Annotated in this window: 27 protein-coding genes; 14 read left to right on the top strand and 13 right to left on the bottom strand. The window is 71.4% G+C overall.

Translation table 11 applies throughout. The features are described 5' to 3' along the window. The first annotated feature begins 204 nt into the window (after window positions 1–204). Genes OG570_RS29565 through OG570_RS29535 form a run of 7 tightly spaced genes read left to right on the top strand, consistent with a single transcriptional unit; the run spans window position 205 to window position 6,881 of the window. A complete protein-coding gene (locus tag OG570_RS29565) occupies window positions 205–1,566 on the top strand; it encodes an ABC transporter substrate-binding protein (RefSeq protein ID WP_326952407.1) in 1,362 nt (453 codons plus the stop codon). Next, window positions 1,563–2,459, top strand: a complete 897-nt coding sequence (locus OG570_RS29560; protein WP_326950739.1) for a carbohydrate ABC transporter permease — start codon at window positions 1,563–1,565, stop codon at window positions 2,457–2,459. The genes OG570_RS29565 and OG570_RS29560 overlap by 4 nt, the downstream gene beginning before the upstream one ends. Further along, on the top strand, window positions 2,449–3,324 hold the full coding sequence (locus OG570_RS29555) for a carbohydrate ABC transporter permease (protein ID WP_326952406.1): 876 nt from the start codon (window positions 2,449–2,451) through the stop codon (window positions 3,322–3,324). The genes OG570_RS29560 and OG570_RS29555 overlap by 11 nt, the downstream gene beginning before the upstream one ends. 18 nt (window positions 3,325–3,342) lie before the next feature. Beyond that, window positions 3,343–5,235 carry a hypothetical protein gene (locus tag OG570_RS29550; RefSeq protein ID WP_326952405.1) on the top strand — a complete coding sequence of 631 codons (1,893 nt, stop codon included), beginning with the start codon at window positions 3,343–3,345 and terminating at the stop codon, window positions 5,233–5,235. After that, entirely contained in the window at window positions 5,232–6,062 is an 831-nt protein-coding gene (locus tag OG570_RS29545; RefSeq protein WP_326952404.1) for an amidohydrolase family protein, read from the top strand. Before OG570_RS29550 ends, OG570_RS29545 begins: the two co-directional genes overlap by 4 nt. Window positions 6,063–6,108: 46 nt before the next feature. Beyond that, window positions 6,109–6,555, top strand: coding sequence for a hypothetical protein (locus tag OG570_RS29540; RefSeq protein WP_326952403.1), 447 nt, complete (start codon window positions 6,109–6,111; stop codon window positions 6,553–6,555). Continuing rightward, window positions 6,552–6,881 carry a transcriptional regulator gene (locus OG570_RS29535; RefSeq protein ID WP_326950744.1) on the top strand — a complete coding sequence of 110 codons (330 nt, stop codon included), beginning with the start codon at window positions 6,552–6,554 and terminating at the stop codon, window positions 6,879–6,881. Before OG570_RS29540 ends, OG570_RS29535 begins: the two co-directional genes overlap by 4 nt. Window positions 6,882–6,935: 54 nt before the next feature. On the opposite strand, the gene OG570_RS29530 is transcribed toward OG570_RS29535, so the two are convergent. After that, on the bottom strand, window positions 6,936–7,880 hold the full coding sequence (locus OG570_RS29530) for an SDR family oxidoreductase (protein WP_326952402.1): 945 nt from the start codon (window positions 7,878–7,880) through the stop codon (window positions 6,936–6,938). 123 nt (window positions 7,881–8,003) lie between these two features. Here OG570_RS29530 and OG570_RS29525 point away from each other — a divergent pair, with 123 nt between their 5' ends. Then, on the top strand, window positions 8,004–8,585 hold the full coding sequence (locus OG570_RS29525; protein WP_326952401.1) for a TetR family transcriptional regulator: 582 nt from the start codon (window positions 8,004–8,006) through the stop codon (window positions 8,583–8,585). Window positions 8,586–8,740: 155 nt separating this feature from the next. On the opposite strand, the gene OG570_RS29520 is transcribed toward OG570_RS29525, so the two are convergent. Continuing rightward, the gene (locus OG570_RS29520; RefSeq protein WP_326952400.1) at window positions 8,741–9,631 is read right to left on the bottom strand and encodes a LysR family transcriptional regulator; all 891 of its coding nucleotides are present in this window, start codon (window positions 9,629–9,631) and stop codon (window positions 8,741–8,743) included. 83 nt (window positions 9,632–9,714) lie between these two features. On the opposite strand from OG570_RS29520, the gene OG570_RS29515 reads away from it, so the two are divergent. After that, complete coding sequence (locus OG570_RS29515; RefSeq protein ID WP_326952399.1) at window positions 9,715–10,569, top strand: EamA family transporter; 855 nt, start codon at window positions 9,715–9,717, stop codon at window positions 10,567–10,569. Window positions 10,570–10,580: 11 nt separating this feature from the next. Here the strand turns inward: OG570_RS29515 and OG570_RS29510 are convergent, their stop codons facing one another. From OG570_RS29510 to OG570_RS29495, 4 genes are read right to left on the bottom strand one after another with little or no spacing between them, the layout of a single operon-like run. After that, the gene (locus OG570_RS29510; protein WP_326952398.1) at window positions 10,581–11,582 is read right to left on the bottom strand and encodes an NlpC/P60 family protein; all 1,002 of its coding nucleotides are present in this window, start codon (window positions 11,580–11,582) and stop codon (window positions 10,581–10,583) included. A gap of 7 nt (window positions 11,583–11,589) precedes the next feature. Next, window positions 11,590–12,072: a poly-gamma-glutamate biosynthesis protein PgsC/CapC gene (locus OG570_RS29505; protein ID WP_326952397.1), complete on the bottom strand. Its 483-nt coding sequence runs from the start codon at window positions 12,070–12,072 to the stop codon at window positions 11,590–11,592. Next, complete coding sequence (pgsB, locus tag OG570_RS29500) at window positions 12,072–13,250, bottom strand: poly-gamma-glutamate synthase PgsB (protein WP_326950750.1); 1,179 nt, start codon at window positions 13,248–13,250, stop codon at window positions 12,072–12,074. The genes OG570_RS29505 and pgsB overlap by 1 nt, the downstream gene beginning before the upstream one ends. Window position 13,251: 1 nt before the next feature. After that, the gene (locus tag OG570_RS29495; protein WP_326952396.1) at window positions 13,252–15,792 is read right to left on the bottom strand and encodes a HAMP domain-containing protein; all 2,541 of its coding nucleotides are present in this window, start codon (window positions 15,790–15,792) and stop codon (window positions 13,252–13,254) included. Between the two features lie 231 nt (window positions 15,793–16,023). On the opposite strand from OG570_RS29495, the gene OG570_RS29490 reads away from it, so the two are divergent. Beyond that, a complete protein-coding gene (locus OG570_RS29490; RefSeq protein WP_326952395.1) occupies window positions 16,024–16,938 on the top strand; it encodes a hypothetical protein in 915 nt (304 codons plus the stop codon). A 327-nt stretch (window positions 16,939–17,265) separates the two neighbouring features. After that, a complete protein-coding gene (locus tag OG570_RS29485) occupies window positions 17,266–17,886 on the top strand; it encodes a helix-turn-helix transcriptional regulator (RefSeq protein WP_326952394.1) in 621 nt (206 codons plus the stop codon). Between the two features lie 191 nt (window positions 17,887–18,077). Here the strand turns inward: OG570_RS29485 and OG570_RS29480 are convergent, their stop codons facing one another. Next, window positions 18,078–18,776, bottom strand: a complete 699-nt coding sequence (locus OG570_RS29480) for an alpha/beta fold hydrolase (RefSeq protein WP_326952393.1) — start codon at window positions 18,774–18,776, stop codon at window positions 18,078–18,080. Window positions 18,777–18,844: 68 nt separating this feature from the next. Between OG570_RS29480 and OG570_RS29475 the strand changes: the two genes are divergently transcribed. Beyond that, entirely contained in the window at window positions 18,845–19,396 is a 552-nt protein-coding gene (locus tag OG570_RS29475; RefSeq protein ID WP_326952392.1) for a TetR/AcrR family transcriptional regulator, read from the top strand. A 545-nt stretch (window positions 19,397–19,941) separates the two neighbouring features. Here OG570_RS29475 and OG570_RS29470 read toward each other — a convergent pair. Continuing rightward, a complete protein-coding gene (locus OG570_RS29470; protein WP_326952391.1) occupies window positions 19,942–20,457 on the bottom strand; it encodes a DUF4328 domain-containing protein in 516 nt (171 codons plus the stop codon). Window positions 20,458–20,633: 176 nt separating this feature from the next. Then, window positions 20,634–21,782, bottom strand: coding sequence for an epoxide hydrolase family protein (locus OG570_RS29465; RefSeq protein ID WP_326952390.1), 1,149 nt, complete (start codon window positions 21,780–21,782; stop codon window positions 20,634–20,636). 46 nt (window positions 21,783–21,828) lie between these two features. On the opposite strand from OG570_RS29465, the gene OG570_RS29460 reads away from it, so the two are divergent. Continuing rightward, a complete protein-coding gene (locus OG570_RS29460) occupies window positions 21,829–22,470 on the top strand; it encodes a TetR/AcrR family transcriptional regulator (protein WP_326952389.1) in 642 nt (213 codons plus the stop codon). Window positions 22,471–22,531: 61 nt separating this feature from the next. On the opposite strand, the gene OG570_RS29455 is transcribed toward OG570_RS29460, so the two are convergent. From OG570_RS29455 to OG570_RS29445, 3 genes are all read right to left on the bottom strand, one after another. Beyond that, window positions 22,532–23,014, bottom strand: a complete 483-nt coding sequence (locus tag OG570_RS29455) for an SRPBCC family protein (protein ID WP_326952388.1) — start codon at window positions 23,012–23,014, stop codon at window positions 22,532–22,534. Window positions 23,015–23,114: 100 nt separating this feature from the next. Continuing rightward, window positions 23,115–24,347, bottom strand: a complete 1,233-nt coding sequence (locus OG570_RS29450) for an RNA polymerase sigma factor (RefSeq protein ID WP_326952387.1) — start codon at window positions 24,345–24,347, stop codon at window positions 23,115–23,117. Beyond that, complete coding sequence (locus OG570_RS29445) at window positions 24,344–24,679, bottom strand: YciI family protein (protein WP_326952386.1); 336 nt, start codon at window positions 24,677–24,679, stop codon at window positions 24,344–24,346. The genes OG570_RS29450 and OG570_RS29445 overlap by 4 nt, the downstream gene beginning before the upstream one ends. Before the next feature lie 107 nt (window positions 24,680–24,786). Here OG570_RS29445 and OG570_RS29440 point away from each other — a divergent pair, with 107 nt between their 5' ends. Further along, the gene (locus OG570_RS29440; protein WP_326952385.1) at window positions 24,787–25,629 is read left to right on the top strand and encodes an SAM-dependent methyltransferase; all 843 of its coding nucleotides are present in this window, start codon (window positions 24,787–24,789) and stop codon (window positions 25,627–25,629) included. A gap of 15 nt (window positions 25,630–25,644) precedes the next feature. On the opposite strand, the gene OG570_RS29435 is transcribed toward OG570_RS29440, so the two are convergent. Further along, window positions 25,645–26,472, bottom strand: a complete 828-nt coding sequence (locus OG570_RS29435) for an O-methyltransferase (RefSeq protein WP_326952384.1) — start codon at window positions 26,470–26,472, stop codon at window positions 25,645–25,647. Window positions 26,473–26,486 lie beyond the last annotated feature (14 nt).

The raw sequence follows: 26,486 nt of genomic DNA, 5'->3' as shown, positions 1-26,486 counted from the left end.
CGTCGTGAGCATGAAGCATACATTCGGATCGATGCGTCGCAGATAAGTAGTACACATTTTTCCGTTCGCAACCCCTTGACTACGGACATCCGACGGACTCTCATGGACGCCACGCCCAGCAACGCGAGATGTGTCGGACACATAGCCGGACGTCGTTGCCTGATCAAGCAGACCTGCGGGCACCACGATGGAGTGGAGTAGCTCATGACAGCCCCAGCCTCCGGAGCCAGAAGACCAGCTCAGCGCCGCCGACGGTCCGCGGGACTGGTACTCGGCGTCGCGGCCGTCCTCGCCGCGGTCACGGCGTGCGGGAACGGCGGCAGCGGCGCCGGCGCCCCGACCGAGTTCCGGCCCGCCGAGCAGACCGGCGGGCCGCTCACCGTGTGGGTCGACGCGACGCGCCTGCCCGCCGCGCAGCTGTACCAGAAGCAGCACCCGGCGGTGAAACTGAACATCGTCACCTACGACGGCGACGCCAACGGCTCCAACTACCTGCAGACCAAGGTGAGCCTGTTCAACCGCACCCGCGGCGGCTGGCCGGACGTCGTGTTCAGCACCCAGAACAACGAGACCTCCTGGGCGGTGCCGGCCGGCTTCACCGCGCCGTTGAACAAGGGACAGATCCCCGACGCGACGCTGAGCGGCTGGGCCCCCGGCGCCAACGCCCCGTGCACCGTGGACGGCACGCTCTACTGCCTGCGCAACGACCTCGCCCAGACCGTCCTCTGGTACAACGCTTCGCTGATGCGGCAGTGGAACTACCAGGTGCCCCAGACCTGGGAGGAGTACCAGGCGCTGGGCCAGCGCGTCGCCACCGAGCACCCCGGCTACCTGGTCGGCACGGCCGGGGACAACTTCACCCCGGAGATCTACCTGTGGGCCGGCAAGTGCGGCGCCAACGAGATCACCGGCCCGAAGGCGGTGAAGGTCAACACCACCAGCCCGGCCTGCACCCGGATGGCGACGCTGCTCGACACCCTCGTCGCGAACCGCACGATGTCCACCAGCAGCGTGTTCAGCTCGGACTTCGACAAGAACTCCGGCGACAAGATCCTCATGCTGCCGGGGCCGTCCTGGTTCGGCGGATCGATCTTCCAGGAGTCCTTGAAGACGCCCAAGGGGCAGATCGGCGTCGCGCCGATGCCGCAGTGGGCCGGCGAAACCGCCCCGTCGGTCGGCAACGTCGGCGGCGGCACCTGGTTGCTGTCCGCCCACAGCGCCAACCTCAAGGACGCCACCGACTTCCTCACCTGGGTGACCACCGCCCCCGACTACCAGGGCCAGGTCGCGCCGGGCTACCCGGCGAACACGGGCGCGGCGAAGGCGTGGCTGGCGAAGCAGACGGCCAGCGGGTACTACGCCGGCGACATCACCGCGCCGCTGCAGGCGGCCGCCGCGCAGGTGTGGCCGGGCTGGGGCTACGGGCAGTTCAGCCAGGAGGCGATCTGGGCCGCGACCGTCACCACCGGCCAGACCGCCGGCAAGACGATCGTCTCCCTGCTGCCCGCGTGGCAGAAGGCGATCACCGACTACGCGAAGTCCAACGGGTACGAGGTCGGCCAGTGAGCACGGCCGCCCGGCCGGCCAGGCGGCGGACGCCCTGGCCGGGCCGGGCCGGCCACCTCTTCGTCGCCGCCTACGTCGTCCTGCTGGTCGCGTTCGGCGTCGTGCCCACGGTGTACGCGATCTACTTCGCGTTCACCGACGCGGGCGACCGCTTCGCCGGCCTGGCGAACTTCGTCGAGGCCGCCGCCGACTTCCGGTACCTCGACGCCGTCGGGCACGTGGCGCTCTACCTGCTGTTCTGGCTGGTTTCGCTGGTGGTGTTCGTCGTCGGGCTGGCCCTGCTGCTGCACCGCCTCACGTCCCGGGCGGCCGGCACCACCCTGCGTTTCCTCTACTACGTCCCCGGCGCGCTGGCCGGGGCGGCCGGGGTGCTGGTCTGGCTGTTCATGCTGGACCCGTCGGTGAGCCCGGTGAGCTTCCTGCTGCGGGCGTTCGGGTTCGGCACCTTCGGCGAGGTCGTCGCGCCCGGGCACCTGGCGGTCCTGTTCACCGTGATCGCCTTCTGGACCGGGGCGGGCGGCTGGATCGTCGTGATGCACGGCGCGCTGAACAACATCTCCGCCGACCTGCTGGAAGCGGCGCGGATCGACGGCGCGGGCGCGTGGCAGACCGCGTGGCGCATCCAGATCCCGTTGCTGCGCAAGTGGATCGTCTACATGGTGATCCTCGCCTTCGCCGGCGGGACGCAGCTGTTCGTCGAACCGCAGCTGCTCGCGCAGGCGAGCGTCGGGGTCGCCGGCCGCGACTACTCGCTCAACCAGCTCTCCTACGACTTCGCGTTCCAGAACAACAACGTGAACACGGCCGCGGCCATCTCGGTGGAGCTGCTGGTGATCGGGGTGGTCGTCGCCGGCGTGTTCGTCGCCCGATCGGGGTTCTTCGATGCCGACTAGCCCCCGCCGGAAGCTGCCCAACCCGCTTGCGGTGCTGGTGCTCGCGTTGTTCGTGGTCTTCTTCGTGCTTCCGGTGCTGTGGCTGCTGCTGGCCGCGACCAAGACCGACGACCAGCTCGTGCACGGCGGCCCGCTGTCGTTCGGCTCGTGGGGCGCGCTCGGGGACAACTGGACCGCGCTGACCACGTTCGGGGACAACGCGATCTTCCGCTGGCTGGGCAACTCCGCGCGCTACTCGTTCACCGCGCTCGCGATCACGCTGTGCGTGGCGATCCCGGCCGGCTACGCCCTCGCGATGACCGAGTTCCGCGGCCGGCGGACGCTGCTCGTCGCGACGCTGGTGGTGATGCTGATGCCGAACGCGACGCTGGTGGTCCCGCTGTTCCTCGAGGTCAACGCCGTCCACCTGATCGGGTCGATGTGGTCGATCATCCTGCCGTACTCGTTCTACCCGTTCGGCGTGTACCTGACCTACATCTACTTCTCCACCGCGCTCCCCCGCGACCTGATCGACGCCGCACGGCTCGACGGCTGCTCGCAGTTCGGCGTGTTCCGGCACATCGCCCTGCCCCTGGCCGCCCCGGTCGTCGCCCTCGTCGGGTTCTTCAGCTTCGTCGCCAACTGGACCAACTACTTCCTGCCCTACGTCCTGCTCCCGGAGAGCGACCAGTTCCCCGTCCAGGTCGGCCTGGGCACGCTGCTCGACGCCGTCCCGCAGTTCAACCCGACCGCCGGCACCGCGGCGGTCGAGCGCCCGGAACTCGCGCTGGCCACCCTGCTCGCGATCACCCCGGTGCTCGTCGTCTTCCTCTTCTCCCAACGTTTCCTGGTCGCCGGGATGCTCGCCGGCGCGACCAAGGAGTGACCACCATGGAGAACTCTGATGCCTCCCGTCATCACGGCCTCGGTACCCCTGCTCGAGCCGCCGGGCTGGGCGATCGCGCAGCGCGAGCTGTTCGCCCTGCTCGACCGGGCCTGGCGGCGGTTCGCCCGTGACTTCACCGGCCCGGACGGCCGGCTACGGTACGCGGGCGGGCTCACCACCCGCGACGGCGTGGACGACTTCTACGAGACGTTCTTCAACTGGCCCCAGCTCTACCTGCTCGGCGGCGCCGACGACCTGCTCGCCGAGTCCGAGCACCACTGGGAGGGTGTCACCCGGCAGCTGACCGAGCTGGGCATGCTGCACGACGAGTACGAACGCGGCTACGACTGGTTCCACCAAGGCGAAAGCCTGCTGCTGCTGTACTTCCTGTCCATGGCCGCGCCCGCGCGGTGGCGGGAGCGGGCGCTGCGGTTCGCGGAGCTCTACGTCGATCCCGCGCACGGCAACTACGATCCCGTCCACCGCGTCATCCGGCGTCCCCACAACGGCAGCGACCCGGCGCGCGAAGGGCTCTTCGACGGCGACGCCTACCCGTGGCTCCCGAAAGAGGCCATGACGTACGGCTTCCCGCTGGAGTGGCTGCCGCCGGACGACGCCGCGCTGGGCGAGCAGATGCACCGGCGGATGGGCACGGGCGACACCGCCGTCAACCTGGCGGCGTCCGGGCTGGTCCTCAACGCCCTGCTGCTCTCGGGCGAGGGGCGCTACCGCGACTGGCTCGCCGAGTACGTCGGCGCCTGGCGGGAGCGCGCGGCCGCCAACGGCGGCATCCTGCCCGACAACGTCGCGCCCGACGGCACGGTGGGCGGGCTGCTGGACGGCCGCTGGTACGGCGGGCACTACGGCTGGTCGTGGCCGCACGGCTGGTACAGCGTCGGGCACGCCGCCGCCGTCGCCGCGCTGGCGGCCGCGCTCGCCACGGGCGACGAGACGTTCACCGACCTGGTGCGCCCGGCCCTGGACGAGATCATCGCCCACGGCAAGGTGATGGCCTTCACCGAAGCGGACTCCAGCCTCGGCTCCAAGTGGTCGGTCCAGCTGCGCGAGGACGTGCACACGCCCACGCTGCACGTTCCCTTCCGCCACGACGACCGGGGCTGGTTCGACTACAACCCGATGCTGCTGGGCGTCCCGATGGCGCTGTGGCACCACTCCGCTTCGGCGGCGGACCGGGACCGGCTCGACCGGCTGCGGGCCGCGAGCGGGTACGACTGGCGGACCGTGCGGCCCTTCCGCAGCAAGGAAGAGGCCGGTCACGAAGAGCCCTGGTTCGCCTACCTCGCCGGCGACGACCCCGGCTACCCGGAGCGGATCCTGGCCGCGGCGCAGGCCCAGGTGCGCCACCGGCTGACCCGGATGGAGCGCTATCGCGACCGGGACGTCCCCGAGGCCGACATCCACCTGTGGCAGCAGTCCAACCCGGTGGTCACCGAGGCGCTGGTCCAGCTCACCTGGGGCGCCCCGCAGGTCGTCTACAACGGTGGCCTGCAGCAGGCCCGCGTGCGCTACTACGACGCGCGGGCGCGGCGCCCGGGCCTGCCGCCGTCGGTGTCGGCGCTGGTTTCGGGCATCGACCCGGACGCGACCGTGCTCGACCTGGTCAACCTCGACCCGGAAGAGCCGCGCTCGGTGATCGTGCAGGCCGGGGCGTTCGCCGAGCACCACATCGACGTCGCGCGCTACAGCGTCTGCGGGGACCCGTCTTGGATTGGCGATCTCTACGACTACGGCCACGGCGAGCCGGCGGTGACGTCCGCGTCCATCGGCGTCGACGGGCCGTGGCTGCAGGTGGAGCTGCCCCGGTCCACCCGCGTCCGGCTGACGCTGCGGCTCGCCCTGCGCGCCCGTCCGCCGTCCTACGCGACGCCGTTCGACGAGCCCGCCGCGTGACCGGGGTCCTCGACGCGCACGTGCACTTCTGGGACCCGCGACGGCTGCGCTACCCCTGGCTCGACGGCATCACGGAGCTGAACCGGCCGTTCACCCCCGGCGATTTCCCGGGACGTCCCCGCAGCGACGTCATCGTCGTCGAGGCGGGACGGGTGCCCGCGGACGCCGCCGGCGAGATCGTGTGGCTGCGGGAACAAGCGCGGCGGCAGCCCTGGATCCGCGGCATCGTCGCGCACGTCGACGTCGAAAGCCCGGCGGCGACGAGCCGGTTCGTCGCCGGGTACGGCGCGGACCCGTTCGTGGCCGGGGTCCGGCGCAACGTGCAGGACGAGGCGCCCGGTTTCCTTCTCTCCAGCGGGTTCCGGGCGGGCGTGCGGCTCCTCGGCGAGGCGGGGCTGCCGTTCGACGCCTGCGTCCGCGCGCACCAGCTGCCGGAGCTGACCGAACTGGCGGCCGCCTGCCCCGGGACCACGATCGTCCTGGACCACCTCGGCAAGCCGTCGCCGGGCGGCCCCGGGTACGAGCGGTGGCGCCGCGACCTGCGCCGGCTGGCCCGGCACGCCGGCGTCCGCTGCAAACTGTCCGGCCTCGCCACCGAGACCACCCCGGGCACCGCACGCCCGGTCGTGGTCGACGCGGTGCGCGAAGCCCTGGACACGTTCGGCCCCGGCCGGTGCCTGTACGGCAGCGACTGGCCCGTCATGACCTTGGCCACGGACCACGAGGCGTGGCTGGACGTGGTCCACGACGCGCTCGCCGCCCACCCCGCCACGGCCGTCGACGCCGTCTTCCACGACAACGCCGCGCGGACCTACCGGACGTCCTGACCGACCCGCCTTGTGTTTCCGCATCGGAAACTCTACAGTTGCCACCATGGAAACCAACAGATCCATCAACGCGCCAGACGCGTCAGCAGCGCTGGCGGAGGTGCGGCGCAGCCGGGCGCGGGTGGCGTGGAGCGGGTATCCGGCGTGGTACTGGCTGGTGACCGGGGCCGGCCTGAGCGCGGTGACGGCGGCCGTTCTGCTGCCCGACTGGTGGGGGCTGGCGGTCGTGGCGGTGGTCGCGTCCGGGCTGGTCAAGGTGGCGCACCTCGCGGGGCGGCGACGCGGTGTCTGCGAGGGCTGGGTCCGCAGCGCGATGACCGCGCGTGAAGTGCTCGCGCTGTACGGGCCGGCGGCCGTGGTGATCCTCGCGGACGCGGTCGCGCAGCGGGCGGACTGGTGGTCGCCCTGGTCGTCGATCGTGGCCGCGGTCCTGGTGTTCGGGCTGTTCGCCGGCGTCGGACTGACGTTCACCGCCCGGGCCGGTCGCCGGTGAGCTCGTCGCACCAGGACACCGAGCCGGTCACCGACGACGGGTTCGACCACCTGATCCACGCGCCGGTCCGGTTGCGGATCTGCGCGGCGCTGGAGCCCGTCCGCGAGATCGAGTTCGGCGCTTTGCTGACCCTGCTGGACATCAGCAAGTCCGCCCTCAGCAAGCACATCGCGGTGCTCGCCGAAGCCGGCTACGTCACGCAGCGGCGCGCCGTGCGCGACACCCGGCAGCGGGTTTGGCTCCACCTCACCAAAACCGGGCGATCCGCCTACCGCGGGCACGTCGCCGCGTTGCACCGCATCGTCGGCGGCGACCCCCTCCCCTAGACGCCGGCTCGGATACCTCGTGTTGCACGGCTCCGGGAAAGCTCGAGCTTCTTTTCAAGGTTGCGGCGACCAGATCTCTTCGGCGCGGATGCTGGCCTCCGGCGTGAAGTAGTCACCGGTCTCGAGGTCCTCGATCAACGTCGCGTGCTTCGGCGTCCAGCCCAGGAGCGCCCGGGTGTGCTCGCTGGACACCGGCACGTCGAGGGAGAAGAACCGGGCCAGGAACGGGTTTCCCAGGTGCCCGGCAGCCTGCTCGAGGGTCAGCGACGCCGCGGGGACGTCGAGCTTCCGCGCGATCCGCTCGGCGACGCTCCTGATCGTGACAGCGCTTTCACCCGCGCCGTGCAGCACCGCGCCGGCCGGGGCCTTCTCCAGTGCCAGCCGGAACAGGACGGCCGCGTCGGCTCGGTGGATCGCCGGCCAGCGGTTGGCGCCGTCGCCGATGTAGGCCGAAAGGCCCGTCCTGCGCGCGGCGGCGATGAGCGCCGGGATGAACCCGTGGTCACCCGGCCCGTGCACGGTCGGGGCGAGGCGCACGACACTGGCTCGCACCCCTCGATCCGCGAAGGCCAGGCAAGCCTGCTCGCCCGCGATGCGGAAGGCCGCGACGGACGCCGGATCCGGCGGGTCCTGTTCGGCACTGACCCGGCCGGCCACCGTCACCAGCGTGCCCGACGTGCTGACGAACGGCTTGCCGGACCCCGCCAGCGGCCGGCCGAGCGCCTCGATCGCGGCGCGGTCGCGGCGGATCAGGTCGGCCGGATCGGCGAAGTCGCCGCCGTAGCCCATGTGCAGGACGCCGTCGGCGTTCTCGGCGCCGCGACGCAGGCTGTCGAGGTCGTCGAGGTCGCCGCGATGCGGTGTGGCGCCCAGCGACGCCAGCCGGGCGGCGGCGCGGTCCGAACGGGCCAGGCCGAGCACGGTGTGACCGGCCGCGACCAGCTCGGCGACGACGGTGGGGCCGGTCTGGCCGGTACCACCGGTGACGAAAACACGCATGGAACACTCCTCGTAATGCCACTCGCTGGCGCTTCTTAGCGCCAGCGAGTGACTCTACGCGTTGCGCCAGCCACTGGCGCAACGTGACGCCAGTCACTGACACAACTGCGGTAGTCTCGGGAGGTGCCACGTAGCGGAGCAGACGCGCGCCGCCGCCTTCAGCAGGCGGCTTTGGAGCTGTACCAGGAACGCGGGTTCGACGGGACCACGGCGGCGGAGATCGCCGCCAGGGCCGAAGTCAACGAGCGCACCTTCTTCCGGCACTTCCCGGACAAGCGCGAGGTGCTCTTCGACGGCGAGGCCGACCTGCGCGTGACGCTGATGCAAGCGATCGCCGACGCGCCCGGGAACCTCGAACCGTTCGACGCCCTGTTGTGCGCCTTCCGGAAATCCGCACGGAACCTGGAGGACAACCGCCCGTTCGCCGAACCGCGGTGGAAGGTCATCGCGGTGACCCCGGCCCTCCGCGAGCGAGAGCTGGCCAAGCACGCGTGGCTCACGGACGCCGTCGCGGAGGCGCTGCGGCAGCGTGGCGTCGGCGACGGGCCGGCCGACCTGGCCGCGCGAACCGGCTGGGCCACCTACCAGCACGCGGTCCAGTCCTGGGTCGACGACCCCGCGCAGAGCTTGGACAAGTGCCTCTCCCAGGCCTTCGACGACCTACGCGCCCTCTCCGCGCCCACCCCACCGGCCCGGCCCGCCTGAAGCCACCGCCTTCGCTCCAGCCCCGGCCCAGTGGACGCGGGTGACCGAGCAGCCGCAAAACCGAGGACGAGCAGAAGCTCGACCTGATGCGGGTGATCGGACTCCGGGAACTGCAAGCCGACCGGTCCGGCCGGGACAGATCTCGGCGGACGGTGTCACCGGGTCAGGAGCCCGAGCACCAGCGCCAGCGGTGGCCACGCCTCCCGGCCGCGACGGATGCAGGCGAAGGCCCGCTGCCGCACCTCCGGCCCGGCCAGCGGGAGCAGCGCGACCCCCGGCCTCGCGGCGCGCGTCGCCGGCACCAGGCCGACCGCGGGTGCCGGGCCGGTCGCGATGAGGTCTTCGACCAGGTCCAGGTTGTCCGCCCGGTGCGTGACGTCCGGGGTGAACCGCGCGGTGGACGCCAGCCGGCGGATCACGTCTTCGTCGGCGAAGTTGCGGGAGTTGACGATCCAGCCGTGGTCGCGGAACGCCGTGAACACCGCGACCGTGCCGGCGCCGTGCACGCGGTGCGCGTCGGCGGCCGGGACGGCCAGGCTCCACCTCGTCGTCCACAGTGGACTCGCGGTGACCGCCGGGTCGGTGGCGGCCGGGGCGAGGTCGAAGTCGTAGGTGAGGGCGAGGTCGACGTCGTCGGCCAGCAGCGCGGCGACCGCCTCGTGCGGCTCGTACTCGCTGATCCGCAACCGCACCCGCGGGTGGTGCTCGGCGAGCGCGGCCGCCACCGGGAGCACCGACCGCCGGACGGCCGTGAGGAACCCGCCGACCCGCACGGTGCCGGCCGGTTCGGCCTGGGGGTCGAGGTCGGCGCGCGCGGCTTCGACCGCGGCGAGGATCGTCACCGCGTGCTCGGCCAGGCGCACCCCCGCCGGGGTGAGCCGCACGCGACGGCCGTCCGGCTCGAGCAGCGGCACGCCGGTTTCCCGCGCCAGCACGGCGATCTGCTGCGAAACCGTGGACGTCGTGGTGCCGAGCGCGTCCGCGACCGCGCGCATCGAGCCGCGGCGGGACAACTCGAAGAGGAACTGCAGCCTGCGGGTGTCCATCCCGCGATTGTCCATGATTTCCGAACGGTGAGTACGTGATCGACACGTGGACACGAACGGTGGCCGTGAGCTTTCCTGGGCGGGTGCTCTCCCCCACCCGTACCGGAGCGGTTCTCGCGGTCCTCGCCATGCTGTGCGTCCAGACCGGCTTGGCCCTGTACGTCGGCCTCCTCGGCAGCATCGGCCCGGAGGCGGCCGCCTGGCTGCGCTTGGCCTGGGCCGGCGTGCTGTTCCTGGTCGTGATCCGGCCCAGGCCCTCGCGGTTCCGGCGAAGCGCCTTCGTGGCCTGCTGCGCGCTCGGCGTGGTCACCGCGGGGATGACGATGCTGTTCATGCAGGCCGTGGCCCGGCTGCCCCTCGGCACGGCGAGCGCGCTGGAGTTCCTCGGCCCGCTCGCCGTCGCGGTCGCGCGCGGCGGTGGCGGCAAGAAGCCGTGGCCCGTGCTCGCCGCGCTCGGCGTGGTGCTGCTGACCGAACCGTGGCACGGCGGCGCCGACCTCCTCGGCGTCGGCTACGCGCTCGCGGCCGCGCTGTGCTGGGCGGCGTACATCCTGCTGACGCAGCGGGTCGGCGACGAGGTGACCGGCGTGCGCGGGCTCGCCGTGTCGATGCCGGTCGCCGCGATCGTGGCGACGCTCGTCTCCGGGCCCCGGGTGGTCGAGCAGGTGACGTGGCCGTTGCTGCTCGCCGGGCTCGGGCTCGCGGTGCTGCTCCCGGTGATCCCGTTCAGCCTGGAGATGCTCGCCCTGCGGCGGCTGACCACCTCGGCGTTCGGCACGCTCATGAGCCTGGAACCGGCCATCGCCCTGGTGATCGGCCTCGTCGTGCTGCACCAGGTGCCCGACGCGAGTGCCGGAGCGGGAGTGCTGTTCGTCGTCGCGGCCGGGATCGGCGCCGAGCGGACCGGCGCGCGGGAGCCGATCGGACAGCGGGTCTAGGACGCACCGGGTCAGAGCCGCTTGGCCGCGCGGAACGCCTTCGCGTACGTCCCCGAACCGTCGATCAGGGACACTCCGCCCGCGTCGCCGAAAGTGGGGCCGTTGGCGACCTTGCGGCTGGACAGCACGCGGTGGTGGCCGTCGTTGTCGCGGCCCAGGTAGATGCCCGTGTGCGAGACCTGCGTGCCGAGCTGCGGCTCGAGGTTGAAGAACAGCAGGTCGCCCGGCTGCAGGGCGCTGAAGTCCGTCACCTGGCGCTTCTCGTCGCGGATGAGCGAGGTGCCCGGGCCCAGCTCGGACAGCGCCCACGCGCGCCGCGGCAGGCCCGGCCCCCGCACGTTCGTGCCGAGCAGTGGGTAGCCCGAGCGGTAGCCGTAGACCATCCGCACGAAGCCGGAACAGTCCAGCGAGCGGGCGCGGGCCGGTTCGGCTTTCTCGTGGGTGCCGTCCGGGAAGTCCCAGCCGATGCCGAGGTAGTCGTAGAAGTCCGACTTCTCCAGCCGGCCTTCGGCGCTGTCCGGGCCGAAGCCGGCGTCCCCGGCGATCCGCAGCTTCTTCGCCACCAGATCGGCCGCGCCGTCGGTGTACTGCAGCGCGACGGCCAGGACGTCCGGCCCGGTGTCGCCGACGGCCTTCGGCAGCCAGTCGGTGAACCACCGCTCCTGTTCCGCCCCGGCCCGCCACGCCTGCGGGGCGAGCCGGACCCAGGCGGTCGTCGTGATGCCGGCCGTGGTGAACTTCGGCTCGGTGAAGGTCCGCGACCGGCCGGTCAGCATGACCGTGCGGGAGCCGTCGGTGAAGGACGCGAGCTGCGCGCCCGCCGCGTCCCGCACGATCGTGCGCGACGGGTGCTCCTGCCGCTCGTAGCGGTACCCGCCGGCGACCGCGGCGCCGGTCGGGGCGGCGGAGACGGCCGTGATCCCCCGCCCGTCCTGCGTCGCGACGTACACCGCGGCCGCGCCGGAGACGGCGATGACCGCGGCGAGGACACCGATCCGGACCGCCTTGCGCATGCTCACCTCACACCGTCGGGACCAGCCCGACCAGCACGCCGCTGATCAGGATCGCGTAACTGGCCAGGCTGACCCCGCCGGTGGCGAGCATCGTGGCCACCGGCTTCTGCCGCACCAGCTGGTAGGCGACCAGGCCGGGCACGACGAACCCGAGGGTCTGGTGCACGAACAGCAGCGGGAAGTCGGCCTGCAGGAAGAGCAGCAACGTAGTCTGCAGCACGACGCCGAGCAGCACGACCGCGGCGAACAGCCGCTTGCCGTAGAGGATCACCATGCGCTGCAACGCTTTCGTCCCGCCGAAGGTCAGCGCCGTCATGAGCACGATGATCGCCGCGCGCCGGTAGTCCTCGACCATGGTCAGCGCGATCCAGCCGGGCGTGATCATGCCGCCGGGCGACAGGTTGGTCGTCAGGTAGCAGACCAGCGACAGCAGCAGGCCGATGGCGAGCCCGATGGTGGCGATCTCGGGGGCGAGGGACGTGGTGAGCATCAGGCGACCGGTTCCAGTTTCGCGAGTTCTTCGATGAGCAGTTCCCCTTGGCCGTGGATGTTGCCGATGGCGATCAGCGACGCGCTCCGCTCGACTCCGGCCACGATCCCGCGCAGCAGCTCCCGCGGCGTGCGCGATCCCCCGAGGTCGACGACGCGGTCGTGCCACTCGGGCGGGATCGCGGCGCGGGCGCTGCGCGTCGGCTCGCCGATCAGCACCACGCGTTCCGGGGCGATCTTCGGGATGAGCGCGCCCATCTGGCCGTTGCGTTCGACGCGGTCCGGGCGACAGTTGATGATCACGTGCAGCGGGTCGTCGATCGCGCCCTGGCTGCGCAGCTGGGCGATGTTCATCAGGGTCGATTCGGGGTCGTTCGCGGCGAAGACGTTCGCGAAGCGCAGGTGGCGACGACCGGCGCGGTACTGGTGGACCTGCAGCACGCCCGGGTCCGGCGGCGCGTCCCACATGCCCTGCAGGGCCAGCTGCCGGTTGACCTTGAGCAGGTCCGCGACGGCCAGGGCGATCGCGACGTTCTCCTTGAAGGTGATCCAGCTGAAGCCGCGCATCTCGGCGTCGGAGACGGTTTCGGGGTCGACGGCGATGAGTTCGCAGTCCCGCTTCGCGGCTTCTTCCTGGAGGATGTGCAGCCGGTCCTTCTCCGCGGTCAGGCAGATCCCGCCGACCGGCATCGACCGCGACAGCGACCGCGCGACGTCGTCGAGGGTCGGTCCCATCTCGGCGAGGTGGTCTTCGCGGACGTTGCACAGGACGCCGATGGTAGAGCGGATCAGCTTGCTCTGGTTGATCTCCTGCAGGTCCGGCATGACGGCCATGCACTCGATGACGAGCGCGTCCGGCCGGTAGGCGGCGGCGCGGCGCACGATGCCGATCTGCTCGACGACGTTGGCGATGCCGAACTTGCGGTAGACCGGCTCCTCGCTGCCGTCGGGGTGGATGAAGCGGGCCGCGGTGCCGGTGGTCTTCGCGGTCGTGACCAGGCCGCCACCGCGCAGCGCGCCGGCGCAGAGCCGGGTGATGGACGACTTGCCGCGGATGCCGTTGACCAGCACCCGGGTCGGGATGCTGTGCAGGTGCCGGTAGTGCTGCCGCTGCTCGGCGATCCCGGCGGCCAGCATCGCCGCCGATGCCAGTACCAGCACGGCGTAGAGGAACGTCACGTCAGACCCCGGCCCCGTCCAGCCAGCTCAGGTAGTCGCTCTTGGCCTGCTCCTCGGCACTGCGGGCGGGCAGCCGCGGCGGAGTCTGCGGCCGGGGCCGCTCGCCGGGCTTCGGCTGCCCGGCGGGCCGTGGCGCCGGATTCCCTTGGCTTGCCGGGGGTTCCGCCGGTTTCCGCTGGGCGACGGGCTGTTCCGCGGGCCGCTTCGCCGGTTCGCGGCGCTCGGCCGGGTTCTTCGGCGTCGTTGTCGACCGGTGCGCGGGCTTCTGCGCCGCGCGGCCCGCACCGGCCGGTTCCCGGCGCTCGCCGGCGCGGGCCGCCGGCGCCCGCCGCGCGGCGAGGCGGTCGCGTGGTGCCTCGGGCCCCGGCTCGTCCTCGACGCGCTGGAGCAGCTCCGTCTCGTCGGTCGCCGCGCCCACCGGGCGGCGGACCTCGCCCAGGCGGTCGCGGCCGTCCGTCAAGGCCTGCCGGCAGATCTCGACGCACGAGGCGATCGTGCCGATCTCGTCCTGGCGCTGCGGGTAGACGACGGCGCCGGTGACGCCACCGGCGATCCGCTCGGCCTCCTCGCCGATCCGGCGCAGCGGGCGCAGGACGAGCAGGAAGTGCCAGGCGAACAGGATCAGCGCCACGACGGCGGTGAGCAGCGCGGCGACCCGGGCGCCCGAGCGGACGGTGTTGTCCGCGACGCCCAGCGACTCGATCGGCTGCTCGGCGACGACCACCCACTTCAGCGTGGCCGCCTGGCCCTTGTCCGCCAGCCGCTGCGCCGCGACGAGCGCCGCCGGAGTCGTCTCGCGGGCCTCCTTGCCCGCTTGGGCCGCGTCGACGTTCTCGATCAGCGCCGGGTCGGTGAGCGTGCTGAACGCGAGGTAGCCCTCGGTGTCGGCGATGGTGCGCTTGCCCTCGTCGACGACCCGGACGCGCCCGCCCGCGGTGCCGAGCAGCTCGGCCATCCGCGGCACGTCGTACTCGCCGACCAGGACGTTCTTCGAACCCGGCAGCGGCGTGAAGGCGTAGACGACCGGGACGCGCCCGCTGGTGTTGCCCTGGCGCAGGCCCTCGCCGTCGGGCAGCTTCCCGGGGTCGCGCAGCGATTCCCGCCCGGCCTGCTGCACCGCCGCGCCCTGGGCGTCGGCGACGTAGACGCTGCGGAACCGGCTTCCGTCGCCGGTGAGCTGGTCGAGCATGCCGCGCAGCTGGTCCGGCTGCTTGCCCTGGCCGAGCCGCGCGACGGACTGCAGATCGGCCAGGCCTTCGGCGAGGCTGCGGCGCAGCGTGTCGGCCGAGCGCGTGACGCGGAGACCGTGCTCGCTGAGCATCGTCGGCGAGACCTGGGCGGACTGGCGCCCGAGGGTGGCGGCGACCGCGCCCGACCAGCCGAGCAGCGCCAGGGTGACCAGCGCCAGGACGAGCTGGGCCGACAGGAACGCGCGGACCTTCGCGGCGGGCTTGCGGCGGCGCAGCTTCGCGCGGAACCGCTCGACGGCGCCGGTCACCCGGTTCACCTCGCGGATGCGCGACTGCCGGACCGGTTCGTCGAGCACGCCGGCCGCGACGGCGAGCGCGTCGGTGCGCAGCCGGCGGATCGGCGCGACGATCGTCCGCCGGAGCAGCACGAAACCCAGGACGGCCAGCGCGAACAACGCGGCCGCGGGGATCAGGCCGGGCCAGCGGGCCGGCACCGCCTCCACCGGGACCCGGCTGAACGAGACGACCGACAGGCCGAGGCTGCCGCCGATCCCGGACGGCGTGACCGGCGCGTACGAGACGACCGGCGCGACCTGCGGCCCCGGCTTGGCCGGGTCGGCCGCGGCGTCGCCGGTGAGGACACCGGTCTGCGCGGCGGCGGCAGCGGTCGCGGCACGGGCGAACAGGTCCTGGGCGGCGCGGTCGGTCGCGGGCACGTCGGTGCCGCGGGTGTAGAGGGCGGCGCCGTCGGCGGTGACCAGCCGGATCTGCTGCTGGGTGGCTTCGTTCAGCTCGCCGCGGATGCCGCGCAAGGCCGTCGAGACGACCAGGAGTTTCCCGGCACGGGCGCCGGTCAGCGGGAACGCGGTCAGCACCAGCGGTGTGTCGCCCACGCGGGCGACCGGGCGGACGGTGAGGTTCGCCACGGCGACACCGCTCAGGTTCTGCACCGGCACGGGTTCGCCGCGGGTGGCGACGACCTTCTGCGCGACCGGGTCGTAGACGGCGATGCCGCGCCAGTCCCCGTACGTCTCGCCGAGGCGGGTGAGCAGCGCGGTGTCGTCCGCGGTGTCGAACACCCCGGAGCCGTTGGCTACCTGGAGGTCGCCGGCGGCGCTCGTCACCGACGTCGCGATGCCCTGCGCGAGACCGGCGGTGGTGCGCTGCTGACCGGCGGCGACCTCGTCGGAAACGCGCCCGGAACTGTCGGTCGCGCGGATCAGGGAAAGCGGCCCGGCGGTCGAGAGGTAAAGCGCGGTGAAAGCGGTGATGAGCAGCAGAAGAACGAAAGTGGTCGCGGACGCGACACCGGCTCCGCGCGGGAAACCCGCTTCCGGAATCTGCTCGCGCAACCGCGCTGCTGGCACGTCGGACTGTTTCGGCCGGTTCAACCGCTCCCCCAAGGCCCTTTCGGATACGCGACCCCGGCGGGTCGCCGGCCACTGGGGCCGGTAGCGGAACGTCAACCCGTTCGGGTTACGTGAAGGTATCAACGAAGCAGTCGGTCACGTTACAACTCCGCCCATCGGGTGACAAACGGTAGGTAAGCCGGGCCACAAAGTGGGATCAGTACACTCCGGGTGATGATCAGCCGACCGCGGATGTGGCTCAGCGTGATGGGCACGGCCCTTGCGCTGGCCTTGGTCTTGACGATGGTGCTGATTCTCGGTGACGACGAGTCATCACCACCCGGATCGCCCCCGCCCGAGCCGGCTCTCGATTCCCTGGTAACGAAGTTCACGTCCGGTCTGTCGGCGGACCAGGAGTACCGCTCACCGAAAACCGACGAACGTCGTACGACCGCGAGCGGTTTCGCCGCGCTCGTCGACCGCCGGGGCACCGCCGATTTCGAAAAGCTGGGATTTTCCGTCCGGAACGGTGTCGATCCGGCCACCGGGCGGCCGTACACGATCGCGACGAACGAGCCCGGCACCGAACGGGCCTGGGGGATGTACGTGATCGACCGGTCGGCGCCGCCGTCGCTGGTGGTCGAGGTGCCGCACCCGTCGTTCGACCTCCGGACCGAACTGTTCGGCGTCGACCTGTTCCACCGGGTGCCCGGCGCGGTGCTGCTGATCGCGGGGGCGCACCGGAAGGCGGACGACGGCAAGGCCGACGTCGCCCACGAAGAGGACTCCGTGTTCCACGTCGTCGCGACGACGCTGGCCGCGCGCGGCCTCACCCAGGTCCAGTTGCACGGCTTCCACGACCAGAACCAGGCCGGCACCGACATCGTGCTCTCCTCGGGCGCGACACCGGCAGGCGACGCGGCCCGCCGCGCGGCCGACCGCCTGACCGCGGCCGGGTTCGCCGTCTGCCGTGGCTGGGAGGACCGCTGCAAGGGCCTGGAGGGGACGACGAACGTCCAGGGCAAAGCGGCCGCCGCGGACAGTACGGTCTTCCTGCACGTCGAGATGAGCCGCACGGTCCGCGAATCACCCGAGCGCCGCGCGGACGTGGTCCGGGCCCTGGCGGAAGCCGACCTCAGCCGCCCTTGAGCGACGGCTCAGGATGCGACCGAGCGCAGACGTGTAGGGCGTTATACGGCAGGCGGCGCCGGCCTGGGGATTTATCCGGCGCCACCTACCAGGTGCGTGCCCCGAGATCCGCTCGGGACAAAACAGACATACCCACCAGCTCGACGATCTACACCACCGGTTGCGCGGGGACTGCAGTCGCTGGCGTGGAACGGCTCTGGCGGCACCTCCCGCACCATCCCACCTCACCCTCACGGGTGGCTGCACAGGCGAGTGCGGTGACGTAGGGTGCCTTCACCATGATCGAATAACCACATCCCCAGCAGACTCCGAGCGCGGTGAGCCCTTATGCAGCAAGCCATTCTCATCGGCCCGGACACCATCAACCGCGCGGCGGTCGCCGCGCTGCTCGCCCGGGCCTACGACTTCGACCCGCACCGGGTGTTCGACTTCGAGCAGATCGATCTTGCTCGCGCCGCACTCGCCGACCAGGACTCTCTCGTCTTCGTCCTCTACCCCGCGGAAGACGATCTCCAGCACCGTTGCCGGCAGGAGGAGTCCAGGGCCTCCGAGGCGACCGAACACAACAATCTGATCTTCCTCGTGACGTCCTTGTCCAGTCACGACGCCCAGAGGATCCTCTCCCACAAACCACGGGGCGTCGTCTACCTGCACGAAGGCGTCGCTCATCTACACGACGTCATCTACACCGTCGAAGACGGCCGCCGAGCCGTCAGCAACAGCCTGACCCTGTCCGCCTGGGCGGCCAGAGAGAGTCCGCTGACCCCGCGGGAACGCGAGGTGCTGACCGCCGCCGCGGCCGGAAGCCCGCCCAAGGAGGTCGCCACCGCACTCGGGCTGGCGACCGGGACCGTCCGCAACCACCTGGCCGCGATCCAGAGCAAGCTGCGCACCCGTTCCCTTGTGGACAGCATCCGCGTGGCGCAGGATTCGGGCTGGATCACCTGACCCGCGCACGAGGCCGCGATCTTCGCGGCTGGGGTCGACCCGGTTGACCCGGCCCACCACCACCGCCATGGCGGTGAACGCCGACGGCTGGTCGTGGGTGCGCGTGCGCGTCCATTGGTCCAGCCAGTACGTCTTGAGGTCTTCCTTGCCGTGCAACCGGTTCGTGCCATCCAGCCAGTCGACGTCGTCGCTCACGGCAGGCTCAGCAGCAGGTCGCCGACCGCGGCGGGCCGGGACAGGAACGGGTGATGCCCCGCGTCGAGTTCGACGACGCGACCGGCTTTGCGGGCGAACTCCCGTTGCGACCGGGCCGGCGTGCCCGCGTCCTGGGCGCACACGAGATACGTCGTCGGCACGTCCCGCCAGGCGGCCGCCCCGACCGCTTCGCCGGTGACCCGCACGCTCTGCCGGGTCAGGTGGTTCGCGGCTTCGGCCTGGACGTCGGCGTCGCAGTCCTGCAGGAACGTGTTCACCAGCAGTTCGGGGCGAACCCCGAACGTGCCCGCGTCGGGGTCGACGTCGAGGAACAGCGCGGGGGCGCCGTCACCGAAGTCCGCGAGACTCTGCCCGATTTCGGGCAGGTAGCTGGAGATCAGCACCAGGTGCCGCACCGAAGCCACGCCCGCGGCCGCCTCGGCCGTCACGATCCCGCCGTAGCTGTGGGCGACGACGACGGTCGGTTCGTCGCTGTCCCGCAGCACCTGACGCACCGCGTCGACGTCCTCGGCCAACCCCGGACCACCAGTACCGCCGGGCGTACCGGTCTCCCCACAGCTCGGCAGCGCCGGGCTCACGCTCGGCACGCCTCGCTCCCGCAGGAGCCCGGACATGCGGTGCCACCACCACGATCCGTCCCGGACGCACGCCCCGTGCACGAACACAACCCTCATCACTACCTCCACGTCGCTGCGGAACACCGACGTTAGACGTAGCGGTTATTACGTGAAAAAGTAGCTTCGTGGGACGACGACCGGAGCCCGAGATCAAGCAGCGGCTGCTCGACGCGTGCACCGACCACGCGCTCGAACACGGCCTGCCCGACCGGCTCGACCCGCTGGTTCGCGCCACCGGCACGTCGGCGCGCATGCTGATCTACCACTTCGGCACGCGCGACGCCCTCCTGAGCGCAATCCTCGATAGTGCGCGGCAACGCCAGCTAGCCACATTCGGCGACGTGCTGCGCGTACGCCCCGACCGGCCCTACACCGTCACCCTCGCGCAGGCCTGGGCGTTCATGACCGGCCCCGAAGGCCGGCCGTACCTGCGAATGTTCGGACTGTGGCGGGAAAGCGCGGCGCAACAGCACCGGCCCGACTTCCGCCAAGCGGCGACAACAGACTGGCTCGGCCCGCTCGAAGAAGGCCTGCGCAGCATGGATCGGCCGGAATTGGCCACTTTGGTCCTGGCCGTCATCCGCGGCCTCCTCATGGATCTCGACGCAACCGAGGACCACGACCGCGCAAATGAGGCGTTCACACACTTCCTCAGCACGCTGGATGCTCGCGAGTGATCCCGGCGGCCGGCGGGTGACGGTGTGATCCCAGGCGGGGCAGCGCCTACCGGCACTACCGGGAGCTGCGCACCGGCGACGGGTACGTGCCGGGTCGCGCCGATCGTGTCGCCGCTGATCGAGCTGGACGACCGCACCGGCTACCTCGACAGCTTCACCTACGCCACCGGCAAGCAGGCCCGCAGCCCGGAGTCGAGCGGAACCTGATCGCCGGGCTGTTCAGCCACTCCACCAACCTCAGACTGACCCGGACGGCCGACGCCTGCGGCATCTCCGCCGCGCAGGTCATCCCTCTCGAATCCAGTTCTCAGCACCGCACGATGGGCAGCGCATTCGGTACTCGCCACTTCTGCCGCTGGGGCCCGGAAACCATTCCACTTCAAGAAGGTCATCGTTGTTTTCCGGGCAGCGCAATCCTTCTCGAATGCCCTCGGTAACACCTCTGGCCGTCTCGACCCACGCCGAGCGGGTCATCAGTGTCCTCCACTCGCTCCAGGTCAGCGGCCTCCGCAACGAATTGGGCGACCGTCTCGCCGGTCAGAGGCTCAGCGGGGGTTCGTCTGCCAGGCCGTGATCCGGGTGCTGATCTTGATGATCAGCACCGCGGCCACGACCAGGGCCACCGCCGCGACGGTGTCGCTGTAGCGCGTGATCGTCGCATCCCCGGTTAGGCGGGCGCCGCTCGTGGACAGCACCTGGTTCGTGAGGTAGGCGGCCCACCACCAGGTGACCAGCTCGGCGCCCGGCGTCCGGTACAGCTGCCACGTTCCGCGCGGCCGCTGGGGGTTGACGGCGTTCCAGACGTCTTGGACGACCATCTGCGGGAACCAGAAGCTGACGATCGGCACGATCCAGCCGAGCACGGCCCACATGGGCGAGTGCCGGTGCCGGGCGGGTTCGATCACCTCGGCGTTGGTGCGGGCGAGCCACAGCCACCGCATGAAGACGATCCCGGTGACGAACCGGCTCCCGAGGGAGGTCCGGACCACGACCGACCAGACGTCATCGGGGAAGGCGCCCCACTCGCCCGCGACGTCCGCGAGGCCGGCCGCGGTGGTCACGATGATCAGGATCGCGGACGCGCTTTGCCACCCGGCGAGCGGCCGAAGTGGCGCAATCGGTCTCTGCGGAACGGGCGCGTAGAAGTGCGGCTGCATGGTCCCCCCGGTCCAGTGCGTGGATCACGAGAAAAGCAAGCGCCGCGATGCGTGTCAAGCGACTTTCGCCGGCGGCGTGCTCAGCGCAGGGTGGCGAAACTCGCCCGGACCTCGGCGACGAAGAGGTCCGGCTGTTCCAGCGCCAGGAAGTGCCCGCCCTGGTCGAGTTCGGCGAAGTGGACGAGATCGGTGTAGCGGCGTTCGATCCAGCGCCGGGACTTCCGGACGTGTTCGTGCGGCGCCATCGTGAAGCCCGTCGGGATCGTGATCGGGGCGGGCGGACCTGACGCCGCCGCGCGGGCGCGGGCCATCTCCCAGTACGTCTTGGCGGCGGACGACCCGGCGTTGGGGAGCCAGTAGAGCATGATGTCGTCGAGCAGTTCGTCGTGCGTGAACGACGCTTCCGCGTCACCCGGGGTGCCGCACGTGTCCTGGAACATCGCGTAGATCCACGCGGCCTGCCCGGCCGGCGAGTCGGCCAGGGAGTAGCCGATGGTCTGCGGCCGGGTGGACTGTTCCTTGGCGTAGCCGGACAACGTCTCCCAGAAGTAGTCGGCGCTGTCGAGCATGGCTTGTTCGTGCGGGGTGGCTTCGGCCCGCTCCTGCGGCGTCGGGAAGAACATGGCGAAGTTCAGGTGCAGGCCGACGCAGCCCGGGGGTGCTTTCCGGCCGATCTCGTCGGTGACGCCGGCGCCGAGGTCCCCGCCCTGGGCGCCCCAGCGGTCGTAGCCGAGCCGGTCCATCAGCGTGATCCAGGCGCCGGCGGTGCGCGCGAGCGTCCAGCCCGGTTCGGTGGTCTTGCCGGAGAAACCGAAGCCCGGCATCGTCGGGACGACGAGGTGGAACGCCGTGCGGGGATCCCCGCCGTGGGCCGCCGGGTCGGTGAGCGGGCCGATCACCTTGCGGAACTCCAGCACCGACCCGGGCCAGCCGTGGGTCATGATCAGCGGGAGCGCGTCCGGCTCGGGCGAGCGGACGTGCAGGAAGTGGATGTCGACGCCGTCGATTTCCGTGTGGAACTGGCCGAAGCCGTTGAGCAGGTCCTCGCACCGGCGCCAGTCGTAACCGCCGCTCCAGTGCTCGCACAAGGCGCGGATCTTGGCCAGTCGCGGGCCCTGGCTCGTGTCGGACACGGTTTCGGGCTCCGGCCAGCGAGTCAGGCGCAGGCGTTCGCGCAGGTCGGCGAGCTGCGATTCGGGAACGTCGAGGGAGAAGGGCTTGATCCGCATCGCCGTACTGTACGATACTGTATCGTACAGAAGTCAAGGAGAATCGATGACGTCCGAAGCCGAGACACCCTCGCCTCGGCGAGGCAAAGCCCGTGAAGACGCGATCCTGGCCGCCGCGGTCGACCTCATCGGCGAGATCGGTTACGACCGGCTCAGCATGGACGCCGTCGCCGCCCGCGCGAAGGCGTCCAAGATGACCATCTACCGCAGATGGCCCGGAAAAGCGGAACTGGTCGCGGAAGCACTGCGACGGCACGCCGAAGGCGAGACCCTGCACATCGCCGACACGGGCACCCTGCGCGACGACCTGCTCGTCGCGGTCGAGGGCATGGCACGCGCCCTCACCGGCGAGCACGGCCCATCACTGCTGGGACTCCTGGGCGCGGTGCGCGAGGATCCCGCGCTGCGCGACCTCATCCGCACCCAGATCGCCGGCACCGGCGACGCGGTCGCGACGGCCATCGCCCACCGGGCCGCCGCCCGCGGCGAGCCGGTGACGGCGGCGAACCCGCCCGCGGTGCTCGGCCTGGCCGTCGCTCAGCTGTTTCTGTCCACTTTGCTCGACGGCACTCCCCCGGACGCCGAAGCCCAGCACCGGCTCGTCGACGACGTCGTCCTGCCCTTGCTCACACTCGCTGCGCCACCAACGGCTCCGCACCTCGGATCGCCTGACGGCGGTCTCGGCTGATCGGCACCATCGCCGCGGCAGGCCCAGCGGTCGACGACCCCGCTGGGCCCGTTCGCCGGGTTCAGCGGCTGGTGCGCGCGTTTTCCTGGAAGGTGACCTCATCGGGGTTGGAACTGGGCTGTCCGGTGCCGGTGACGAGGAGGTCGCGGAGGCTGGCGCCGGCGTAGAGGTTCCACGCGCCGGAGCAGGCGTCGTAGCACTCGACCGCGGGGCGCAGGCCCTCGTGGGTGAAGCGGACCGTGGTGCCGTCGTCGGTCGACGAGATCGCGAAACGGATCCGGGTGCCGGTCCATTCGTCCTGGTCGGCGACGAACTGGACCTTGCCGTCGACGACCTCCCAGACGACGAGTTCGCCGGGGATCAGGTCGGTGACCCGGAGCCGGGAGTAGTGGACGCCGGGGACCTCGAAGGAGAATTCGTCGCCGACCTGCCGGGTGTCACCGGCGATGTCGGTCATCCACCAGGCGCGCGGGTCGGTGATCGCGTCGGTGACCTCGGCGGCGGTGCTGGGGACGGTGAAGGTGGTGGTGTAGCTGTCGTTCACGGCTGTCTCCTCGGTGGTCGGTGCGGGTCCCGGAGGACCCTGTTGTTCCACCGACGAACGGCGAGAGCCGGCTTTGCCACCTGCCGCGAGAAATCTTCGATCAGTTTTCCGGCGCCAGTTCGTGGAGCCGTTTGGCCAGGTAGCGGCGCTCCGTATCGGCCGGAGCCAGCGCCAGTGCCTGCTCGTAGGACGTGCGGGCCTCGGCATCGCGGCCGGCACGGCGGAGCAGGTCCGCGCGGGTCGCCGGCAGCAGGTGGTAGCCGTCCAGGCTGCCGGCCGCCGCCAGCGCGTCCACCAGCGCCAGGCCCGTCGTGATGCCGTCCGCCATGGCCACCGCCACCGCGCGGTTGAGTTCCACCACCGGCGACGCCGTCAGCTCGCTCAGGTCCGCGTACAGGCCGGCGATCCGCACCCAGTCGGTCGCCGCCGCGCTGGGAGCCGTCGCGTGGCAGGCCGCGATCGCCGCCTGCAGCTGGTACGGGCCGGTCCGGCGCAGCGCCCGGGCCGCGTCCAGGGTCCGGACGCCCTCGTCGATCAGCGCGCCGTCCCACCGCGACCGGTCCTGGTGCTCGAGGGTGACGAGCTCGCCGTCGCGCAGCCGGGTGGCGCGCCTCGACTCGTGCAGCAGCATCAACGCGAGCAGCCCGCGTGGTTCGGCCTCCGCGGGCATCAACGTCGTCAGGACCCGGGCCAGCCGGATGGCCTCGACGGTCAGCGCCCGCTGGTCCGCCTCCCCGTAGCCCTCGTTGAAGATCAGGTACAACACGGCCAGCACCGCCGCCAGGCGCTCCGGCAGCAGCTCCGCCGGCGGGACCCGGTACGGGATGCCGGCGTCCTGGATCTTGCGCTTCGCCCGGCTCAGCCGCTGGCCCGTGGTGGTTTCGGCGGACAGCAGGGCCCGGGCGATCTCGGCGGTCGTGAGGCCGGCGAGCGTACGCAGCGTGAGCGCCACCCGCGCGGGCAGCGGCAGTGCGGGGTGGCAGCAGGTGAAGATCAGCCGCAGCCGCTCGTCCGGGATGTCGTCAGCGTCGGCGTCGGCGTCGTGAACGGGCTGCCGCACGGCCAGGTCACGGAGCTTGGTGGCCCCGACCGCGTCACGGCGGATCCGGTCGGTCGCTCGGTTGCGCGCCGCGATGGTCAGCCACGCCCCCGGGTTGCGCGGGACGCCGTCGCGCGCCCACGTCGTGAGCGCGGACGCGAACGCCTCCTGCGCGCTGTCCTCGGCCAGGTCCCAGTCGCCGGTGAAGCCGATCAACGTCGCGACGACCTGACCCCACTCCTCCCGGTAGGCCGCCTCGACGGCCGCGCGGACCTCCGGTGACGGCGCGCTCATTCCCAGACGGGGCGGACCTCGACGCAGCCCCGGTGCGCGTACGGATGACCGGCGGCGATCGCCACCGCCTCGTCCAGGTTCGCGCAGTCGACGATGACGACGCCGCCGACGAAGTCCTTCGTCTCCGCGAACGGACCGTCCGAGATCAGGGTCTCGCCCTGCCGGACCCGGACGGTGGTCGCGCTCTCCACCGGGCGCAGGCGCGCCATGCCGCTGACCCGGCCGCGCCGGTCGAGGTCGGCCAGCCACTCGGTGTGGACGGGATCGGCCGCGAGCTGCTCGTTCGTCGGCGCGTCGACCTCGTCGTCGCAGATCAGCAAGACGTACTTCATGGCGCCATTCAAGCGCAGCCGATCCGCTCGCGCAGCGGTATCCGAAGCTCCGCTCCCGGTGGTGGATCCGCCATACTGGGTACCGAGAATCATCAGGGAGGGTGACGGTGACCGAAGCCGAAGGCGCGGACTGGGTTCCGGCGGGAGTCGACCGGGCCACGCCCAGCGTCGCGCGGATCTACGACTACCTGCTCGGCGGGGCCCACAACCTGGCCGCCGACCGTGCCGTGGCGCAGCGGCTCACGGACATCCAGCCGGAGGTCGCTCTCGTCGCCCGGCGCAACCGGGCCTTCCTCCGCCGGGCGGTGCGGTTCATGCTCGACGCGGGCATCCGCCAGTTCCTCGACCTCGGCTCCGGCATTCCGACGACCGGGAACGTCCACGAAGTGGCCCAAGCGGTCGACCCGGCCGCCCGGGTCGTCTACGTCGACTACGAGTCCGTCGCCGTCGCCCACAGCCGGTTGCTGCTCGCGGACAACCCCCACGCGGCCACAGTCCAGGCAGACATCACACGCCCCGCCGACGTGCTGAACTCCGAGCCCGTCCGGACGCTGCTCGATCTGACGCAGCCGGTCGGGCTGCTCGCGGTCGCCGTCGGGCACTACCTGCCACCGGAAGCCGACGTCCCCCGGGTGTTCGCCACCTACCGCGACGCGCTCGCCCCCGGCAGCCAGTTCGCGCTGACCCACCTGACCAACGACTTCGCCGTGCTGGCCGATCCCCGGGTCGCCGAAACGATGCGCTCCACACAGGACCACATCTTCCCCCGGCCGCGCGCGGAGGTACTGGCGTTGTTCCAGGGTTTCGAGCTGGTCGAGCCGGGGCTGACCACCAGCGGGAACTGGAATCCCGAGCGGCTGACCGCGGCCGTGCTCCCCCAGGACGACGGACTGTACGCCGGCCTGGGCGTCCGCCACCGGGACGCGCGATTCGAGACACCGGCTCGCTGAACGAGGGGTCGTTCGTCAGTCCACCCGGATCGAGACCTCCGTGCCTCCCTTGTACGGCACCCGAACCGAGACGAAGCCGTTGACCGGGTCTCGCAACCAGGACACGTAGCCGGCGTAGTCGCCGCGCATCGCGCCGACGTTGTCGGTGATCACCACCGCTCCCGTGCGCAGCCGTGGCGCGACGAGGCGCAGCACGTCGAGCGCCGCGTCGGGAAAGCCGTCGTTCAGCATGAGGTCGACCGGGCCGTCGAGATCGCGCAAGGTCTCCAGGGCGTTGCCGGTGCGGATGTCGACGTGGTCCTCCAGACCGGCTTCCCGCACGTGGGCGCGGGCCCGTTCGGCCTTCTCCGGCACCATCTCGGTGCCGATCACCGTGCCGCCGCCGTTGTCCCGCACGGCCGCCGCCAGCCAGATCGTCGACACGCCGAACGACGTCCCGAACTCGACGACGCGGCGAGCGCGCACAGCGCGGGCCTGGGCATAGCAGTAGGCGGCCTGCTTCCGCCCGAGCGCGAGGAACGCATCGTCGAAGCGCTCGGCCGCCACGGGCGGGCGACGCCGCGGCCGGCCGAGCACGAGCGCGGGAAGATCACCGGCGAGCCGCAGGAGGTTCCGCGGAAGCTGCCGGTCATTCGCCGAGTGCAGGCGACGAAGCACCCCGGCGGCCCGGGTGTCAAGCAGGGCAAGGGGATCACGGCTGGTCATGTGATCATTGTGGGCGATTCTCCGCGCGTACGAAACTCGCTTTCGCCGGCCTTGCCGGGAGGAGAAGCATTTCCGGTCATCGCCGCTTGAGCTGTGGAAACAGACCGCCGGACCTCGGCCGAGTTCGCCCGCGACCACGAACTCACCTCGGC

This window comes from Amycolatopsis sp. NBC_01286 (assembly GCF_035982555.1).
GTDB lineage: Bacteria > Actinomycetota > Actinomycetes > Mycobacteriales > Pseudonocardiaceae > Amycolatopsis.
This window is presented reverse-complemented; position numbering and strand designations above follow the sequence as displayed.

Bases quoted from the DNA above. Each gene is read 5' to 3' on its own strand.
- OG570_RS29480 (WP_326952393.1), bottom strand. From the start codon at position 18,776: ATGAGGGTTGTGTTCGTGCACGGGGCGTGCGTCCGGGACGGATCGTGG.
- OG570_RS29555 (WP_326952406.1), top strand. From the start codon at position 2,449: ATGCCGACTAGCCCCCGCCGGAAGCTGCCCAACCCGCTTGCGGTGCTG.
- OG570_RS29565 (WP_326952407.1), top strand. From the start codon at position 205: ATGACAGCCCCAGCCTCCGGAGCCAGAAGACCAGCTCAGCGCCGCCGA.
- OG570_RS29510 (WP_326952398.1), bottom strand. From the start codon at position 11,582: ATGCGCAAGGCGGTCCGGATCGGTGTCCTCGCCGCGGTCATCGCCGTC.
- OG570_RS29505 (WP_326952397.1), bottom strand. From the start codon at position 12,072: ATGCTCACCACGTCCCTCGCCCCCGAGATCGCCACCATCGGGCTCGCC.
- OG570_RS29550 (WP_326952405.1), top strand. From the start codon at position 3,343: ATGCCTCCCGTCATCACGGCCTCGGTACCCCTGCTCGAGCCGCCGGGC.
- OG570_RS29460 (WP_326952389.1), top strand. From the start codon at position 21,829: ATGACGTCCGAAGCCGAGACACCCTCGCCTCGGCGAGGCAAAGCCCGT.
- OG570_RS29530 (WP_326952402.1), bottom strand. From the start codon at position 7,880: ATGCGTGTTTTCGTCACCGGTGGTACCGGCCAGACCGGCCCCACCGTC.
- OG570_RS29540 (WP_326952403.1), top strand. From the start codon at position 6,109: ATGGAAACCAACAGATCCATCAACGCGCCAGACGCGTCAGCAGCGCTG.
- OG570_RS29445 (WP_326952386.1), bottom strand. From the start codon at position 24,679: ATGAAGTACGTCTTGCTGATCTGCGACGACGAGGTCGACGCGCCGACG.
- OG570_RS29465 (WP_326952390.1), bottom strand. From the start codon at position 21,782: ATGCGGATCAAGCCCTTCTCCCTCGACGTTCCCGAATCGCAGCTCGCC.
- OG570_RS29490 (WP_326952395.1), top strand. From the start codon at position 16,024: ATGATCAGCCGACCGCGGATGTGGCTCAGCGTGATGGGCACGGCCCTT.
- OG570_RS29485 (WP_326952394.1), top strand. From the start codon at position 17,266: ATGCAGCAAGCCATTCTCATCGGCCCGGACACCATCAACCGCGCGGCG.
- OG570_RS29520 (WP_326952400.1), bottom strand. From the start codon at position 9,631: ATGGACACCCGCAGGCTGCAGTTCCTCTTCGAGTTGTCCCGCCGCGGC.
- OG570_RS29450 (WP_326952387.1), bottom strand. From the start codon at position 24,347: ATGAGCGCGCCGTCACCGGAGGTCCGCGCGGCCGTCGAGGCGGCCTAC.